The sequence below is a fragment of the Bacillus sp. I-2 genome (genome assembly GCF_001974945.1).
Taxonomy (GTDB): Bacteria; Bacillota; Bacilli; order Bacillales; family Bacillaceae; genus Bacillus; species Bacillus safensis.
On sequence record NZ_LZRW01000022.1, the window covers coordinates 84,455 to 100,916 of the forward strand.

Here is a 16,462-nt window from a genome sequence, read left to right on the forward strand (position 1 = left end):
CAGTTCTTTAGAACGTGAATTTATATTGATCAAAGGAGGTTCATTTTCTTGCAGCTTATTCACTTCGCCATCCTATCACCTTTTTTACTCGCTTTTGTTGTACCTTTCCTTTACAAATATGTGAGGCGTATACATACAGGATGGTTTGTTCTCATCTTGCCGATTCTTTTATTTACCTATTTCATCCAAATGATACACATCACTTCGAATGGACGAACGCTTTTCTCACAGGCTGAATGGATTCCATCGTTAGGGATGAATTTCACTGTGTATGTCGATGGTCTCAGCCTGTTATTTGCTTTATTAATTACAGGTATCGGCTCACTAGTGGTGCTGTACAGTATTTTCTACTTATCAAAGGAAAAAGAACAGCTTGGCTCTTTCTACACGTATTTGCTCATGTTTATGACCGCGATGCTGGGTGTCGTTCTTTCTGACAACATGGTGGTTCTATACTTGTTTTGGGAGTTAACGAGTATCTCTTCCTTCCTCTTAATTGGGTATTGGTATAAACGGGAGCGCTCTAGATATGGAGCAACGAAATCACTGCTTATTACTGTTTTTGGCGGATTAGCTATGCTTGGTGGCTTTATCCTCATTTACCTGATTACTGATTCATTCAGTATTCGTGAAGCAGTCAATCAGCTTCAGCTCATTATGGCATCACCTTACTTTATCCCTGCCATGATCCTAATCTTACTAGGTGCCTTTACGAAATCAGCGCAGTTCCCATTCTATATCTGGCTGCCTGATGCAATGGAAGCACCGACCCCTGTGAGCAGTTATCTGCATTCTGCTACGATGGTGAAAGCCGGTATTTATCTTGTTGCCCGCTTCAGTCCAATCTTTGCTATATCAGAGGTATGGTTCTGGACCATTTCCATCGTGGGACTTGTCACATTATTCTGGGGATCATTCCACGCCGTCCGGCAAAACGATTTGAAAGCCATTCTGGCCTATTCGACAGTGAGCCAGCTCGGCATGATTATGCTCATGCTTGGCGTCGGCGCAGCTGCGATTCATGAAAACAATCCTGCCTTTTTTGGCGCAGCCGTTCTTGCAGCTATTTTTCACCTCATTAACCATGCTACGTTTAAAGGCAGTCTCTTTATGGCAGCTGGTATTATCGATCATGAAACAGGAACTCGTGACATTCGGAAATTAGGCGGATTAATGACGATCATGCCGATTACCTTCACAATTACGTTAATCGGTACATTTTCAATGGCCGGATTACCGCCATTTAACGGTTTCTTAAGTAAAGAGCTATTTTTCACAAGTATGATACGGATTTCTGATATCAGCTTTACGGACGTTTCAACATGGGGTGCCATCTTCCCAGCACTCGCTTGGCTCGCTAGTGTCTTTACGTTCATTTATAGTATGATGCTCCTCTTTAAGACTTTTAGAGGCCGTCTGAATATAGACCAATTGGAGAAAAAACCGCATGAAGCACCGATCGGCATGCTCATTCCGCCCATCATTCTAGCTGCACTTGTGGTCACCTTCTTCTTTTTCCCTAATATTCTTGCCTATTCTGTCATTGAACCTGCAATTGCGGCGATCATTCCTGAAGCGATTGAAACAGGAAGCCGTTTTTCTGTGAAAATTGAAGCATGGCATGGCTTCCAGCCAGAACTCTATATGACAATAGGTGTTGTTGTACTCGGCACAATCGGCTACTTGACGCTTTCAAAATGGCGTCCAATGTACAACATCTTTAAGGAAAAGTGGTCATTTAATGCTTTATACGACCACTCTCTTATCGGTTTGGAAAAAGGTTCATACCGCCTGACAAACAGTTATATGACTGGTTTTCTTCGTGACTATCTTGTTTATGTGTTTGGGTTCATGATTATCGTCATTGGCGGCGTGATGTTTTATCAGCAGGCCTTTTCATTTCAAACTGAGCAGGCTGCCTCAATTGGCACGTATGAGGTGATTCTTTCACTTGTGATGGTGGCGGCGACGATTGCCACAGTATTCGCAAGTTCACGATTAACAGCTATTATTGCACTAGGTGTCATGGGCTACACGCTGTCATTATTCTTCGTGATTTTCAGAGCACCTGACCTTGCGCTGACGCAGCTGATTATTGAAACGATTTCTGTTGCACTGTTTTTGCTTTGCTTCTATCATTTGCCGAAGCTGAGCTTAAAGCAAAAAACAAGAAGATTCAAAATGACCAATTTCATCATTTCATTAGGGGTTGGGGTTGTTGTCACTTGTCTAGCTTTCGCTTCCACAAGTCAGCAGTCGCTTGACACCATTTCAACTTACTTTATTGAAAACAGCTACAAACTTGCTGGCGGTGACAATATTGTCAATGTCATTCTTGTAGATTTCAGGGGCTTTGATACCCTTTTTGAAATTACCGTGCTCGCCATTGCGGCACTTGGTATTTATGGGTTATTAAAAACGCAGGCAAAACGGAAGAGAGGTGTGCGGCGATGAGAAAGATTGATACGAATGATATGCTTTTGCAAGTCACAACAAAAATCACAGCATTCATCATCTTGCTTTTCTCCCTTCACCTATTTCTTGCGGGACATAACAATCCTGGCGGCGGATTCATTGGCGGCCTGATGAGTGCTGCGGCTGTCGTTCTTCTGCTTTTAGCCTATGATCTGAAGACAGTAAGACGCATTTTGCCATTTGACTTTATTTATGTAACTGGAGCCGGTTTGCTCGTTGCGATCCTGACAGGTATGGGATCCTTTCTATTCGGTGCACCTTTTCTATCCCATGCATTTGATTATTTCCAATTACCGTTTTTAGGGAAAACAGAACTGGCGACAGCCGTCCTGTTTGATATCGGTGTGTATTTGGTTGTTGTCGGTGTCACCATGACCATTATTCAAATGATTGGAGAGAAGGAATAATGGAATTTCTAATGTCTATTATCGTCGGAATTATTTTTATGGCGGCGACCTATTTGATGCTGTCAAAGAGCCTTCTGCGGGTCATCGTCGGTACTGCTGTTTTGAGTCACGGCGTCCACTTGCTTCTTTTAACAATGGGCGGTTTAAAAAAAGGAGCGCCTCCAGTTCTAAAAGAGGGGCTCACATCCTATGTAGATCCATTGCCACAAGCATTAATTTTAACAGCCATTGTCATTGCTTTTGGTGTGACATCCTTATTACTTGTCATGGCCTTCCGTGCCTTCCAAGAGCTGCGAACAGATGACATGGATCAAATGAGAGGAAATGATCAGCATGAATAATCTCGTGATCCTGCCTATTTTAATTCCATTACTAGCTGCTACACTATTGATCTTTATGAATAAAAACATCATGCTGTCAAGAGTCTTTAGTGTCTTGGCATCTCTTTCAGCCATTATATGTAATGCATATTTGGTTCAAACGATTTTCACAAATGGGATACAAACCCTTTATTTGGGCGGCTGGAAAGCGCCATTTGGGATTGCCCTTGTGGCCGATCAATTTGCTGCACTCCTTGTGCTGACCGCTTCCGTTGTCGGGCTTGTGACAGTCCTCTTCTCCTTTCAAACGATTGGGAAAGAAAGAGAGCGGCTCTTCTATTATTCTGGCGTACAGTTTTTGTTAGCTGGCGTGAGCGGAGCCTTTTTAACGGGAGATATTTTCAACCTGTTTGTATTCTTTGAATTACTGCTGATGGCATCTTATATGCTCATTGTATTAGGCGGATCAAAGCCTCAGCTTCGTGAATCACTCAAATATATTGTGTTTAATATCATCTCGTCGGCATTATTTATTGTTGGAGTCGCCTGTTTATATGCAGTGACGGGTACGCTCAATATGGCTGATTTAAGTGTGAAAATAGCTGAATCAGGGCAAACAGGATTAATCACTGTTATTTCCATCCTGTTCCTCATTGTATTCGGCTTAAAAGCTGGGATCTTCCCGCTTTATTTCTGGCTGCCAGGATCGTATCACGCGCCGCCAGCAGCGATTTCAGCTCTATTTGGGGCTTTGCTGACAAAGGTTGGCTTATATGCGATTGCCAGAGTCTTTACATTAATTTTTATACACGATACAGGCTTCACCCATACACTCATGGCGTGGCTTGCCGCACTGACGGTGATATTCGGTGTGATAGGCTCGATCGCCTATTCTGATGTGCAGAAGATCGTGATTTATAACATTGTCACAGCTGTTGGGGTCATTTTGTTTGGCTTTGCAGCCAACACACCTGCATCACTCCAAGGAGCCATTTATTATCTCATTCACGACATGGTGATCAAAGGGGCTTTATTTATGCTGGCAGGTGCCCTCTTTGTGTATGCTGGTACAAATCAACTGAAAAAAATGGGCGGACTGATTCAATCCCAGCCTCTATTAGGATGGATGTTTTTCATATCGGCTTTATCACTGGCAGGAATTCCGCCGCTGAGTGGCTTTGTTGGAAAACTAAAAATTGTAGAAGGTGGATTTTCTGCTGGACACATGACGTTTTCTATTCTGGTCTTACTGTCCAGCCTCCTTGTCCTCTACTCTATTATGAAGATTTTCATATCCGCATTTTGGGGCGAGGAACAGGATATGCGCAGAAGAAAGCCGTCAATTAAAGGAATGGTGTACCCTGGCGTACTGCTTGTCGTCTTATCGCTTGCCATTGGGTTAGGGACAGAGTTCATTGCCCCTTATATCAATCAAGCAGCGGAAATGCTCTCTACACCAGAAAAATATATTCAAGCTGTGCTGAAGGAGTAGATGAACATGGCCTTTCAAATATTACTAAACGCACTCCTCGCCTTTACATGGATGTTTATGAATGATACATACAGAGCCGCAGACTTTGTATTAGGTTTTGCATTAGGGATGATCGCCATTTTTATGCTGCGTCGATTTTTCCCGCAGCGTTTTTACGGCTATGCCCTTTATGCGATTTTCAAGCTGATCATCATTTTTATTCGCGAGCTTCTTCTTGCCAATTTAAGTGTATTAAAGACCGTATTATCTCCAAAGCTCACGATTAAGCCCGGTATTTTCGCCTTTCGTACGGACTTGAAAACAGATTGGGAAATCACTATACTGGCAAATATGATTACATTGACACCAGGTACACTAGTGATTGATATTTCCGATGATCGTTCCATTTTATACATTCATGCGATGGATATTGAAGATGCTGAAAAAGCCATTCACGATATCCGGGTTTCATTTGAAAAAGCGATTCAGGAGGTGAGCGGTAAGTAATGGAACTCATTTTGCAAATGTCACTTGGCATTCTTGCGCTGTCTACCTTGCTTTTTGTGATACGAGTGATCAAAGGTCCCTCTATTCCTGATCGTGTAAGTGCACTTGATGCGATAGGAATCAATTTAATTGGGATGACAGCCATCGTTTCAATTTTACTGAAAACCACTGCATTCTTTGAGATTATTTTACTGCTCGGCATCCTTGCCTTTATCGGTACTGTCGCTTTTTCCAAATTCCTTGAGAAAGGGGAAGTGATTGAAAATGATCGTCATCGCTAAAGCCATCGTGATTTTCTTTATCCTGCTAGGCGCTATCCTCTGTTTGATTTCAGCCATTGGTGTCCTTCGCCTGCCGGATGTTTACACACGTATGCATGCTGCATCAAAAGCATCGACCCTTGGCGTTGTTCTGATTTTAGTAGGTGTGTTTTTTCACGAATGGTTTCTTGCAGGCGTTATTTCTGCAAAAATCCTTCTCGGTATCGTATTCATCTTCCTGACAGCACCAGTCGGCGCACACTTAATCGGAAGAGCCGCCTACAATACTGGTGTTAAGCTCGACAAACGCAGCGTTCAAGATGATTATGGCGGTTTCCGTAACTTTGTGATTAAGCGAAAAGAAGATTCTTATTTATAAAAAGCGAAAAAGAATGGCCTGCCATGTTGGGCCATTCTTTTTTTACCGCTCAACAGCATACAAAAAAAGCTTCCGCTGCACCGGGAGCTTTTTTATATGCGATCAATGACAGCAAGTGTGCATCTTGACGTACAGATGTGCCGGTCTCGATCATCTTTTATATCGATTTGAAATACCATTGTACGCCGTCCTACATGTACAGGAACAGCTGTCGCTGTCACAACTCCATCGCGTACAGATTTCAAATGATTGGCATTGATTTCAATACCTGAGCAAACTTGCTGCGTTAAGTCTAAATGAGCCGCAGCCCCCATGCTCGCCACTGTTTCTGCTAGAGCAGCAGATGCTCCTCCGTGCAGCAGTCCAAATGGCTGTTTTGTTCTGTGATCGACTGGCATTGTTGCAACGCATCGTGATTTATTGCACTCTACAATCTCAATACCTAGTGCCTCAAGCAGTGTATTTGATCCGCTCACATCCATTAAGGCCCTCTCCCTTCACACGTTTACAGCACACTTTCAGACTTAGCAATTAACACCGCTTCTGTACGAGATCCAACATTCAGCTTATTAAAGATGGATGTCAAACTGTACTCAATTGACCGTTTGCTCAAATGAAGCACATCGGCAATCTCCTGGTTCGTGTATCCTTTTTCTACTTCTCTAAGGATCAAACACTCCCGTTCGGTTAAGAGGTCGTGATCAGTCTGCTGTGCCTGTTCTGGCTTTTCTTGCTGCTGTGAAATTAATTTCTTTAAATAAGACAGCTGAATGACAACTTCTCCTTGTAATGTGCGGTGTATGTATTCAATAATTTTGTCTTTCGTCTCTGTTTTGCTAATTGCACCGTGTAATCCAGCCCGAATAGCCTCTTCAAAATAATCATCTACTTCATACCCTGTATAAATGATAATTTTCACTTGATGGTTGGTTTCTAAAATTTGTTTCGCAATGTCCATTCCATTGATATCCCCGAGATTTAAATCCATTAAAATCACATCATAGATGGAAAAGTCATGCGTCTTTAAAAAGGCGGCTTCTGCATCAGGACTTAAACAATCGACTGATAGCTGCTGGTCTGATTCTAATATGCTTTTTGTCCCTTCCATGACAGCCGGATGATCATCAATGACCAATATCTTCTTCATGTCTTCCTCCCTTTAAATCACTCACTTCCATTTTATATAAAAGACTTGGCTGATGCCAAGTCTTAATCCTTAATAAATCGTTACAATTCCATTTCAATTTTCACCTTAAGCCCTTTTTCCGGTGCTGTGTGAATTTGAAGCTTTCCATTTAACGCTTTCACTCGTTCTCTAATTCCCGATAGCCCCATGCTCATTGTATGCTGATCAAGATGACTGGCATCAAAACCGACTCCATCATCCTCATAGTGAAGAACAACCTGATCTTTAATACAAATCAGCATCACTAACACTTGAGTGGCTTTTGAATGCTTCAGGGCATTGGATAACAGCTCCTGAACAATTCGGTAAATATTCAGCTGTGAATCAATATCAATGTCCAATTCTTTATCAAAGCGTGTCGTATTCAGCCTAATATGAAACGGCGCTTCCTCCTGAATTTGAGAAGTCAGCTTCGATATCGCCTTTACTAAACCTAAATCATACAGCAGCTGCGGCCGAAGCTCATGACACGTTTCTCTCGTCGTTTGAATCACTTTGGACATTTGATCATTCCATGAGATAAGCGAATTTTCAATAGATGTCGGGCATTGGTTATTTTGGAAATTCGTTAAAAACATCTCCGACTGCCTTTTTAGTGATATCAAGTCCTGCAGCACGGAATCATGAAGATCTCTCGCTAAATCTGAACGCTGCTTTTCTTCCATAGCAAACATGATTTTCTTCAGCCATGCAGGATTGGACTCGCGCTGTTTCAAATCGTCAAGATGCTCCATCAACTCTTCGATTTTAACGACATTTTCCAAACTGACACTTGTATAAAAGGCCAATGTTTTCAGCCAAGAAATCTCATCACGCGACAATTTTGGTGTCCGTAAATTAGATAAACAGCAAATCACAAAAGAGTGACCGCCCCGCTCACCAATTTTCATCATGAACCCTTTATCCAACCCGATGATTTTACCAACTTCACCTAAAATATCTTGAAATTGATCCACATAATCTTTCCATAGCTGGGTTTCTTCTATTGATTCATCAATTTCAACAATTTGTCCATCTGCCTTCACTTCAAGCACAAAGGCTTTGTTCACAACAAGTACTTCTAAGATGGTGTATTTTAAATGATACAATACTTGATGAAGTGATGACGCCTCACGAATAAGCTGTGTAAATTTAAATACACTATCCTGATAATTATGCTTCTCTGAAAAACGCTTCAATCGAAAACGGAAATCGATAATTTCTTTAAAGTAGAAGACGGTGAGCATAAGAATGTACGTGATAATCGTAAATTTCACTGTATAGAAATTTGCGTTTGGCTTTTGAATAAAATCAAAAATAACAACCACTAGTATTGTTGGTGTAATCGCTAAAAAACCGTAGTATTTAATCCTCCCCATAAAGAAATCAACATTATACAGCTTATTTGACATAAATTGATAGACTAAGAAAAAAGGAATTAAAAGAACAAACGATGCAACAACATAAGGTGAAATAAAATATATACCAAAAAAATAAGGAATGATAAAAAATAGCATGAATGGACTGAATGCTGAGATTAAAATGAGTGCAAATGCTCGAAGTACATTGCTGACTTCATTGTCTTTCAATTTTTTAGCAGCCCTTATAGTGATAATAATCGAAAGGAAAGCCAGAACAAAAAATGAAAGTAAATTGACATATGCTAATAGATCTACTGGTCCTGCTTTATTTTTATAGAATAAAACTAATAAAACATTAGTAACTGGAACTAGATACAAATACAAAAGAACTCGACGACGAATAATTTCTGTTCCTAATTCTTTTAAATATTGATACATAAAGTGCATATATAGTGGAGGTACAATATTCATTGTAACGATTACAAGAATACGACTGATAGCCTCTCCTTTTCCAGAACCACCAGAACTTACATAACCTATAGACACCGCCAAAAGAAATAAAGCTAAAATATAAGCTGAGTCTTTTTGGTTTGCTTTATTCATTTTTAAAATCATAAATATACAAAATAGACAGATGGAATAAAGAATGACTGGTATTAGATAAATAAACAGATTCGCTTGACTCAATAACCTTACATTCTCTAAATTAATTTTATCACCATGTCTATCAACGACTAAACTTTTAACATTAGCTAAAAAACCTCTTTTAACTTCTTCAACTGGTTTTTTATTCCCATTCACTTCAAGTATGATATCGCCTTTTCTAACTCCAGCTAGATAGCTATCTGTAAAATTATCGACATCCACTACCTCAAGTTGACCGTGACTATTTTCCTTAACAGCTGCTCCAACAAAAATATTAAATACGTTGATATAAGAGATGTAAATCACATAGATGAAGCTAAGGATAACTAATATAACTGTTAACTTAGAGTAAAACTTTCTCATAATATTTATCTACTCAAGCAGTTGCCCATATGATTGCTTTAATAACGTCTTCTTTCTGAAATCCGTCAACAATAATACTTGCAGTTTCTTCATCAACGTGAAGCAATGATGCGTTCCCATTAACGATTTGATTTAATGTTGAAGGATTCTCCACTAAATAACTAACCAATTCCTGAATGTTCATCTTCTCCATCTCCAATTAAAAAAAGTATCAGCTTTTCCTTTTTTGAAGCCTCTAAATGTAGTTTCTTGAATGCTTCTTTAAACTTATTTCTGAGAAGGTTTCTCATAATAAATACATATTGTTGAGCACCAGATTTTTTTAATTTATCCTTTAATTCTTCAAAGCCGGCACTCTTATCCTTTGATTGAAAATAACTGAGCAAGTCTGAACTAGATGGATTAAACTCATTTTTCAAGTAAACTAGCGGTAATGTTTGCATTCTTTTAAAGTCAATATTATCTTTATTAAAAAGACCTAGATAGTCATTTTCAAGCTGTTCCGCCATTCCTAGGTAATAAGCATATTCTTCTACCTTCTTTTCAAAAGAACCTGTTGCTAAAATAACCCCTAACACACATGGTAATACAAACAGTGACCCTGCTTTTAACTTCATGATATTTAAACAATCCTGCTCATTCTCTGGCTCCAGTGTCATATCTATATGCTGTCCTTGCATTGATTGAATGGAATAGAAAGATACAGTGTTTAAAAGCTTCGCTCCATGATCAAGCTTTGAGAACACATCAAAACTCAATGCAAAGAGAACATTCGCCGCATTAATCGCAATTCCGCTCTGACACTTCATCCAAGGATACGAATCTTTGTCCTGATCTTCAATATCATCTAATATATCGGCTGATAAGATGAGAAGTTCAATCCCTGCTGCCAGTTTTGTAATCGCTTGCTTGTCTTGACCGCCAAATGCCTTATAATGTTGGTAAGCTAATTGTCCAAAAGGGAATTCATTCTTTATATCTGTAAATTCAAGAAGCAGTTTTTGTAAATCATTCTGCCTGACTGCATGTTGAATAAAATCAGACATATTCTGCTTGATTTTTGTATTCTCTAGATAGTTTAGCATACTCGATCTTGTACCTCACCCTTTCGTCTTTTATTTTACTAAAAAGACATGAGCAAATGTCCACTGACATCACTATTTAACAATTATATAATAATATATCCTTTTTTTGTATGTATTTGGATAAAAAAAAGACTTGATGATTATCAAGTCTTTAAGAAATTTTCACATATTCATATTTGTCGTATTGATCAATGCTTTTGTTAATGTTATGAAGAGAAGCCGTTGTTTCTCTGATTTCGTTTTCAAGTTTCCATAATAATTGTTTAAGTTCTTCGATTTCATACTTTTCCATCGATTCCACTCTCCTTTTTTGGAAGATCAATGTATTTGTGTATGGTGATTGGGTCATAAGTATTTGATCTGTTACTAACAGTGTAAATGTAATTGAGTATTTTTTCACCGAAAAGTATGCACAAAACGTGTGCGTGATACCGCAAAATTCAATAGGTCTTTTTTCATCATTTTCTGACTTTTCAAATCATACTTTTATCTCAATTTCAAAGGAATTGCGTCATTTTTGCGACAGGAATAGGCATCATTCGTCACACTTCTCTCCCGACAGAACGTACGATCCCCTCTGTATCTTCGGTTTTGCGTGTCATAGGTCAGACGACAGACACTATTGTGGACACCGCAATTTTTTGGCGACATTCACCGAAATTGACCGCAAAAGTACCTATTTTTATGCTGGAATTACAAAGATAGAAAGATCATTTTGATTCTTTATTCTGATTTTCTACATACATTTAGAACAGATATCCGTCCAATTTCACGTCAATGAGAAAAGAGGTGACCATGTGTTTTACTATGTTTCTTATCCTGCTTTGCAGGTTCCCGCAATGAACCGCGCATATCCGCCGCGCACGCCAATGACTTTTCCTCCAGTAGATGCCCACTCATTTCAACGAGCCGCAAAAGAATCAGCCCGCCTCGTTGCTGATGCTTCACTCATTACACAGCAAATTTCCAGCTCCCTTCCGTTTGCGCAGCGCATCATGGAGGCTGCTGAGCGCTCTGATTCAACAAGTGTCATCCGAATGCTGAAGCAAATCGGTGTGAAAAGCGGCATTGATATCCGCTTTAGTCCAGAAGGGATTCGCATCTACTTGTCTCTTGCCTCCAGCAGACTTTTTCTTCTTTTAAAATGGGCATGACAAAGAAAAAGCCGCTCTCACACGAGCGGCTTTTCTTAAGATTCAAACATTTTATGGCACCATTCAATGGCTTCTATATAACACCCATAGGCCTCCTGTTTCGGGAGATTTCCATCTAACATTTCATCATCCCATTCATTTCGTTCAATACGTTTGGCCACACCTAGCACAAAAGAATAATCATTTTCATAGCCAAGCAGTGCCTCGCCAACTTCATCAGAAAGCGGCAGTTCCTTCACAAGTTCTGTGATATCTGCCCTGACAAGCGTATCAATGAGAGAAAACATACCTGTCAGCATATAAGAGGCGGGATGCTCTCGTTCAGTACGAGAAGCAATCAACTCACACGTTTTGGCACGAATGAATGACATTTTGATAATTTCTTTTTGGCTTGAGTTAGCTTGGACATTCAGTTCTTTAAATGAAAGGATAAAGATCCAGCGCCGAATTTCATTAAATCCAAGCAGGATAATCGCCTGCCTGATACTTTTAATTTGATATAGACGTCTCATGCTGCCTGAATTCAGCATTTTTAATAATTGATATGATAGCGAAAGGTCACTTTCAATAAAATGGGTCACGGTCTGGATATTCGGCTGGTCCTTGCTTAACTCATTTAAAAGCTGATGGTACGCATGGAAGCTGGTCGATAATGCTCGGCCCGATATCACATGCGGCTCACTAAAGAAATACCCTTGAAACAAGTGGAAGCCCGCTTCAAGCGCCTCTTCATATTCTCTTCTCGTTTCTACCTTTTCTGCTAGGAATCGAAGGCGATACTTTTTATACGAATGCAGAATATCTCTTCGTTCTTGCGTTGTGGTTTTCAGAAAGTCAATTTTTAAAATATCTATGCAGTAGAGGAGTTCCTCAAGCAGCTTGTCACTATAATGTGTTCCGTTTAGGAAGAAATCATCGAGTGCAATCGTATATCCCCATTTTTTTAACTGCTTACATCTCATAATAAGTGCCGGGGTAATCGGTACATTTTCTAATATCTCGATCACAAGCTGATGCGGATCAAAATAGGTGAGCAGATCAGATGAAAGCAAGCTTTCGGTGAAATTAATATAGCATCGTTTTCCTTCTGTCAGTGTTTCGATGCCGATATTTAGAAAACTATTGATAATGAGGTCCGTTGTCGCTTGATCACCGTCTTCAGCGCTATATGTATTGGTTTCACTATCTCTATAAAGCAGCTCATATGATACGACTTGTTCTTTTCTGTTAAAAATAGGCTGTCTCGCAACAAACACCCTCAACTGCTCCAATCCTCCTTTATGCCATGACAAACAAGATGTGCTTTCAGTATACCAAATGATTGCGCTTTTAGTTCAATTTCAATCGGTCAAAATAAAAAAAAGAGACCACCTGGCTTGATGGTCTCCCTTTCTTCAAATCATTCGCTTTCATAAAGCTCTTTTTTGATTTTATTTTTCACATCATGGATAAACTGCATTTTATTATCCCAGCATTTTTGACTCAAATCGACTGGATATTCTTCTGGTTTGCTGATTCGTTTGTATTCCTCCCAGAAGAGTCCAAGACTCTCCTGCACGTAGGCTTGAATCGTTTGAATATCTGGATTGTCATAGACAAGTTTTCCTTGCTCAAAAATCGGGACGTGAAGATCTTTCGCCACAAAGTTTGTCACGAATTTACTAATAAATGTATGCACAGGGTGGAACATTTTTAGTTTATCCTCACTATGAACATCTTCCTCTTCAAGCGCAATGTAGTCACCCTCAGAATGATGATTCAATTGATTGATAATGCGGTACACACGTTTACGGCCTGGTGTTGTCACTTTCTCTGGGTTGGATGAAATTTTGATGGTATCATTCATTTTGCCGTTTTCTTCAATGGACACCAGTTTATACACTGCACCGAGGGCTGGCTGATCGAATGCTGTGATCAGTTTTGTTCCAACACCCCACACATCAATTTTGGCGCCCTGTGCCTTTAAGTTCATAATGGTGTGTTCATCAAGATCGCTTGATGCAATGACTTTGGCATCATGGAATCCTGCTTCATCCAGCATTGTTCTAGCTTTTTTAGACAAGTATGCAAGGTCTCCGCTATCAAGTCTGACACCAATGAAGTTGATTTTGTCTCCAAATTCTTTCGCTACCTTAATCGCATTCGGAATACCTGATCTGACAGTATCATACGTATCGACTAAAAAGACACAGTCTGTATGTGTTTCAGCATATTTTTTAAATGCTGTATATTCATCGCGGTATGCTTGTACAAGTGCGTGAGCATGTGTTCCTGATACTGGAATGTTGAAGCGTTTCCCAGCACGAACATTACTTGTCGCCTGAAAGCCGCCGATGAGTGCCGCTCTTGCTCCCCACATCGCCGCATCCATTTCATGCGCACGTCTTGTTCCAAATTCTAATGCTGTCTCTTCTTCAATGATTCCTTTAATCCGGGCCGCTTTTGTTGCAATCAGCGTCTGGAAATTCACGATATTGAGCAATGCCGTTTCAATTAACTGAGCTTCAACAAGCGTTGCCTCGATGCGCATAATCGGTTCATTCGCAAAGACAATTTCCCCTTCTCGCATTGAATGAAGTGTACCTGTAAAGGACAATCCGCTTAAATAGTCAATGAAATCGCTTTTATAACCGAGTTCATCTTTTAAATACGCCAGATCGCTTTCGGTGAAGGAAAAGTCCGATAAATATTCAATCGCTTTCTCTAAGCCAGCAAATACAGCGAAGCCATTGTCAAATGGAAGCTTTCTAAAGAAGAGTTCAAAGACTGCCTTCTTCTCATGAATGCCGTCTCTCCAATACGTTTCTGCCATGTTAATTTGATAAAGATCTGTATGTAGTGATAAACTGTCGTCATTAAACCGATGCTCCAACTTCCATTCTCCTTCCCTTACTTAACCACTTTCGCACCAAGCGACTGCTCAAAGTGAGAAAGTGCCCACTCGTGCCCCGCTTCATTAAAACTCGCCACAGCATTTTGGTGAATCACAAGTTCGAAGCCTTTATTGTACGCATCAACAGCTGTATGAAGTACACAAATATCGGTACATACGCCGGCTAAGTGAAGTTCCGTGATGCCGCGCTCGCGCAGTTTCATTTCTAATTGAGTGCCTGCAAAAGCAGAGTATCTTGTTTTTTCCATATAGTAGACATGTTTTAAATGTTTTGACGTGTGAAATAGTGAACTTAGTTGTCTATAAAGTTCAATACCCTCTGTTCCGCGAATATTATGGGGCGGAAATAACTTTGTCTCTGGATGATAAGGGTCCTCTTCTTCATGATGATCGACAGCAAAGACGACAAAGTGGCCTTCATCAATAAATGAAGAAGTGATCTCTGTGATCTTAGACTCAATCGCCTGTCCAGGCTTTCCGCATGTCAGTTTTCCATCGTCTGCAACAAAATCAACTGTATAATCAATACAAATCAACGCTTTGCCCATCCGCATCTCTCCCATATGCTCTTTTGAATCATTATAGCTTATTCATTTCACTAGGGAAACCTATTCAACAGATTCATGAGAAAAAGCTTTTTGAAACAGCTCATCCTCTATATAGATATGCTCCTGATTGACCGCACCAGGCATCTCTATGACAAGACCAAAAGGAGAGTGTGCTTCGTGATGATTCACCACTTTAAAGGAACATCCAGCGGCATTTGCCATTTTCACATATTGAGAATAAGAAGCATAGGACAGTTCACCATTTAAAAGAAGGGAGGCCTGTCGATTGGCCTTCAATACTTGTTCCACCTCTTGATACGGTTTATTTCTTGATACCTGTCCCTTTGTCAGGGCGAGAAGCGCTCGTTCCCTTAATGAACCAAGAAACATCCTTCGTTCATCAGGTTTTGTTTCAGCATGTCCAAATATCCCTTGCTGCAAATAAAAGTCTACGGATTCTTCTTTCATCGCTGTTTTCACTCCTGGTTTCTAAATTTACATTTCTGTGACCCAGTGCACAACCTTGAGTGCGAGTTCACGGGCTTCGTCTGTTTCTATTCTTTCCATTAAGGATTGTTCAAGCGTATGGATGAGCTGCTCCTTTTCATCCTCATACGCAATGGAAATACTCCATTCAATGTCAGGTACGGCTACAAGCGTTTTATATTCTTTTTTATTTTCATGTAAATATACATTGTAGGTCTTTGGTTGTCCGCTTGTGATGTGTGCTTTTCTAATTTTCATTTGACTCAGTTCACACCTCTTTTTTCTTCTTACATCCATATCCATTGTACCATAAAAAAAGACAGCTTCTGAAAAGGAATTCCCTTTCAAAGCTGGCTATGCATTAAAGCTCTTTTGCTGGCTGATCAGGTCTATATCCCACATAAACGTAACGTTTGGACTGCTAAAAAATTGGACAAAGTCCCCTGCATTATAGGTACCTGATCCACCGGCGGAGTGATCGACACTTTTTGGCGAAATGGCAAAAACATCACCGAAATGTGCAGAACCATTTCCAATCACACGGTCAATATGAATAGGTCCAACAATCGCTGGCATCTTTCCACCACCTTTTCTCCCCACATCATATGCCCAGCTCAAAAATAAGTGTATGAAAAATAAAAAAGACAGCTGATCTGTGACCATCAGCTGCCTTTCTATGCGTTAAATGATTGAGGCTGGCCAAACAATGTAAAGTCCCAAAGCATCGTGGCATTCGGATCACTTGTAAGTGACATATAATCACCTGAATTAAAGGCTCCCGCACCGCCAGTAGAGTGGTCTACAGCCAAAGGGGCAATGGCCAGGACATCACCGAAAGTAGCTGCACCGTTTCCTCCTAACGACTCGATATGAATAGGTCCAACGATTGCAGGCATCAGAATCTCCCCCTATCTGCTTATCTCAATCATCTTATGCAAGTAGG

21 protein-coding genes are annotated in these 16,462 nt (G+C 40.2%); 8 read left to right on the forward strand and 13 right to left on the reverse strand.

The window, feature by feature from the left end; translation table 11 throughout:
- Positions 1-48 precede the first annotated feature (48 nt).
- From BAE31_RS06770 to mnhG, 7 genes are read left to right on the forward strand one after another with little or no spacing between them, the layout of a single operon-like run.
- A complete protein-coding gene (locus BAE31_RS06770) occupies positions 49-2,454 on the forward strand; it encodes a Na+/H+ antiporter subunit A (protein WP_076839909.1) in 2,406 nt (801 codons plus the stop codon).
- The gene (locus BAE31_RS06775; protein ID WP_024423315.1) at positions 2,451-2,882 is read left to right on the forward strand and encodes a Na(+)/H(+) antiporter subunit B; all 432 of its coding nucleotides are present in this window, start codon (positions 2,451-2,453) and stop codon (positions 2,880-2,882) included. The genes BAE31_RS06770 and BAE31_RS06775 overlap by 4 nt, the downstream gene beginning before the upstream one ends.
- The gene (locus BAE31_RS06780; protein ID WP_024423316.1) at positions 2,882-3,223 is read left to right on the forward strand and encodes a Na(+)/H(+) antiporter subunit C; all 342 of its coding nucleotides are present in this window, start codon (positions 2,882-2,884) and stop codon (positions 3,221-3,223) included. The genes BAE31_RS06775 and BAE31_RS06780 overlap by 1 nt, the downstream gene beginning before the upstream one ends.
- Complete coding sequence (locus tag BAE31_RS06785) at positions 3,216-4,694, forward strand: Na+/H+ antiporter subunit D (RefSeq protein WP_076839911.1); 1,479 nt, start codon at positions 3,216-3,218, stop codon at positions 4,692-4,694. Before BAE31_RS06780 ends, BAE31_RS06785 begins: the two co-directional genes overlap by 8 nt.
- Before the next feature lie 6 nt (positions 4,695-4,700).
- Positions 4,701-5,180: a Na+/H+ antiporter subunit E gene (locus tag BAE31_RS06790; RefSeq protein WP_076839912.1), complete on the forward strand. Its 480-nt coding sequence runs from the start codon at positions 4,701-4,703 to the stop codon at positions 5,178-5,180.
- Positions 5,180-5,461 carry a Na(+)/H(+) antiporter subunit F1 gene (locus tag BAE31_RS06795; protein ID WP_024425942.1) on the forward strand — a complete coding sequence of 94 codons (282 nt, stop codon included), beginning with the start codon at positions 5,180-5,182 and terminating at the stop codon, positions 5,459-5,461. Before BAE31_RS06790 ends, BAE31_RS06795 begins: the two co-directional genes overlap by 1 nt.
- A complete protein-coding gene (mnhG, locus tag BAE31_RS06800) occupies positions 5,445-5,819 on the forward strand; it encodes a monovalent cation/H(+) antiporter subunit G (protein ID WP_024423320.1) in 375 nt (124 codons plus the stop codon). The genes BAE31_RS06795 and mnhG overlap by 17 nt, the downstream gene beginning before the upstream one ends.
- A gap of 92 nt (positions 5,820-5,911) precedes the next feature.
- Here the strand turns inward: mnhG and BAE31_RS06805 are convergent, their stop codons facing one another.
- From BAE31_RS06805 to degQ, 6 genes are all read right to left on the reverse strand, one after another.
- Positions 5,912-6,301 carry a hotdog fold thioesterase gene (locus BAE31_RS06805; RefSeq protein WP_024423321.1) on the reverse strand — a complete coding sequence of 130 codons (390 nt, stop codon included), beginning with the start codon at positions 6,299-6,301 and terminating at the stop codon, positions 5,912-5,914.
- Positions 6,302-6,324: 23 nt separating this feature from the next.
- Positions 6,325-6,966 (reverse strand): two-component system response regulator ComA, encoded by a 642-nt coding sequence (comA, locus tag BAE31_RS06810; protein WP_024423322.1) that lies wholly within the window; start codon positions 6,964-6,966, stop codon positions 6,325-6,327.
- Positions 6,967-7,046: 80 nt separating this feature from the next.
- Complete coding sequence (locus BAE31_RS06815) at positions 7,047-9,353, reverse strand: sensor histidine kinase (RefSeq protein WP_076839913.1); 2,307 nt, start codon at positions 9,351-9,353, stop codon at positions 7,047-7,049.
- Between the two features lie 13 nt (positions 9,354-9,366).
- Positions 9,367-9,537 (reverse strand): competence pheromone ComX, encoded by a 171-nt coding sequence (gene comX, locus BAE31_RS06820; protein WP_076839915.1) that lies wholly within the window; start codon positions 9,535-9,537, stop codon positions 9,367-9,369.
- A complete protein-coding gene (locus BAE31_RS06825; RefSeq protein ID WP_076839916.1) occupies positions 9,515-10,438 on the reverse strand; it encodes a polyprenyl synthetase family protein in 924 nt (307 codons plus the stop codon). Before BAE31_RS06825 ends, comX begins: the two co-directional genes overlap by 23 nt.
- Before the next feature lie 151 nt (positions 10,439-10,589).
- The gene (gene degQ / locus BAE31_RS06830) at positions 10,590-10,730 is read right to left on the reverse strand and encodes a degradation enzyme regulation protein DegQ (RefSeq protein ID WP_003213123.1); all 141 of its coding nucleotides are present in this window, start codon (positions 10,728-10,730) and stop codon (positions 10,590-10,592) included.
- Between the two features lie 505 nt (positions 10,731-11,235).
- Here degQ and BAE31_RS06835 point away from each other — a divergent pair.
- On the forward strand, positions 11,236-11,592 hold the full coding sequence (locus BAE31_RS06835) for a YuzC family spore coat inner layer protein (protein ID WP_083703979.1): 357 nt from the start codon (positions 11,236-11,238) through the stop codon (positions 11,590-11,592).
- A 35-nt stretch (positions 11,593-11,627) separates the two neighbouring features.
- On the opposite strand, the gene BAE31_RS06840 is transcribed toward BAE31_RS06835, so the two are convergent.
- The 7 genes from BAE31_RS06840 to BAE31_RS06870 all read right to left on the reverse strand — a co-directional run bounded on the left by BAE31_RS06840 (position 11,628) and on the right by BAE31_RS06870 (position 16,415).
- Positions 11,628-12,854 (reverse strand): EAL and HDOD domain-containing protein, encoded by a 1,227-nt coding sequence (locus BAE31_RS06840; protein ID WP_041107632.1) that lies wholly within the window; start codon positions 12,852-12,854, stop codon positions 11,628-11,630.
- 137 nt (positions 12,855-12,991) lie between these two features.
- Positions 12,992-14,464, reverse strand: coding sequence for a nicotinate phosphoribosyltransferase (locus BAE31_RS06845; RefSeq protein ID WP_076839918.1), 1,473 nt, complete (start codon positions 14,462-14,464; stop codon positions 12,992-12,994).
- 17 nt (positions 14,465-14,481) lie between these two features.
- Positions 14,482-15,033 (reverse strand): cysteine hydrolase family protein, encoded by a 552-nt coding sequence (locus BAE31_RS06850; RefSeq protein ID WP_076839919.1) that lies wholly within the window; start codon positions 15,031-15,033, stop codon positions 14,482-14,484.
- Between the two features lie 60 nt (positions 15,034-15,093).
- Positions 15,094-15,501 (reverse strand): YueI family protein, encoded by a 408-nt coding sequence (locus BAE31_RS06855; RefSeq protein WP_024423329.1) that lies wholly within the window; start codon positions 15,499-15,501, stop codon positions 15,094-15,096.
- 27 nt (positions 15,502-15,528) lie between these two features.
- Positions 15,529-15,777 carry a YueH family protein gene (locus BAE31_RS06860; protein ID WP_076840239.1) on the reverse strand — a complete coding sequence of 83 codons (249 nt, stop codon included), beginning with the start codon at positions 15,775-15,777 and terminating at the stop codon, positions 15,529-15,531.
- 96 nt (positions 15,778-15,873) lie between these two features.
- Positions 15,874-16,095 carry a spore germination protein gene (locus BAE31_RS06865; RefSeq protein WP_024425952.1) on the reverse strand — a complete coding sequence of 74 codons (222 nt, stop codon included), beginning with the start codon at positions 16,093-16,095 and terminating at the stop codon, positions 15,874-15,876.
- A 98-nt stretch (positions 16,096-16,193) separates the two neighbouring features.
- Entirely contained in the window at positions 16,194-16,415 is a 222-nt protein-coding gene (locus tag BAE31_RS06870) for a spore germination protein (RefSeq protein WP_003213446.1), read from the reverse strand.
- Positions 16,416-16,462 lie beyond the last annotated feature (47 nt).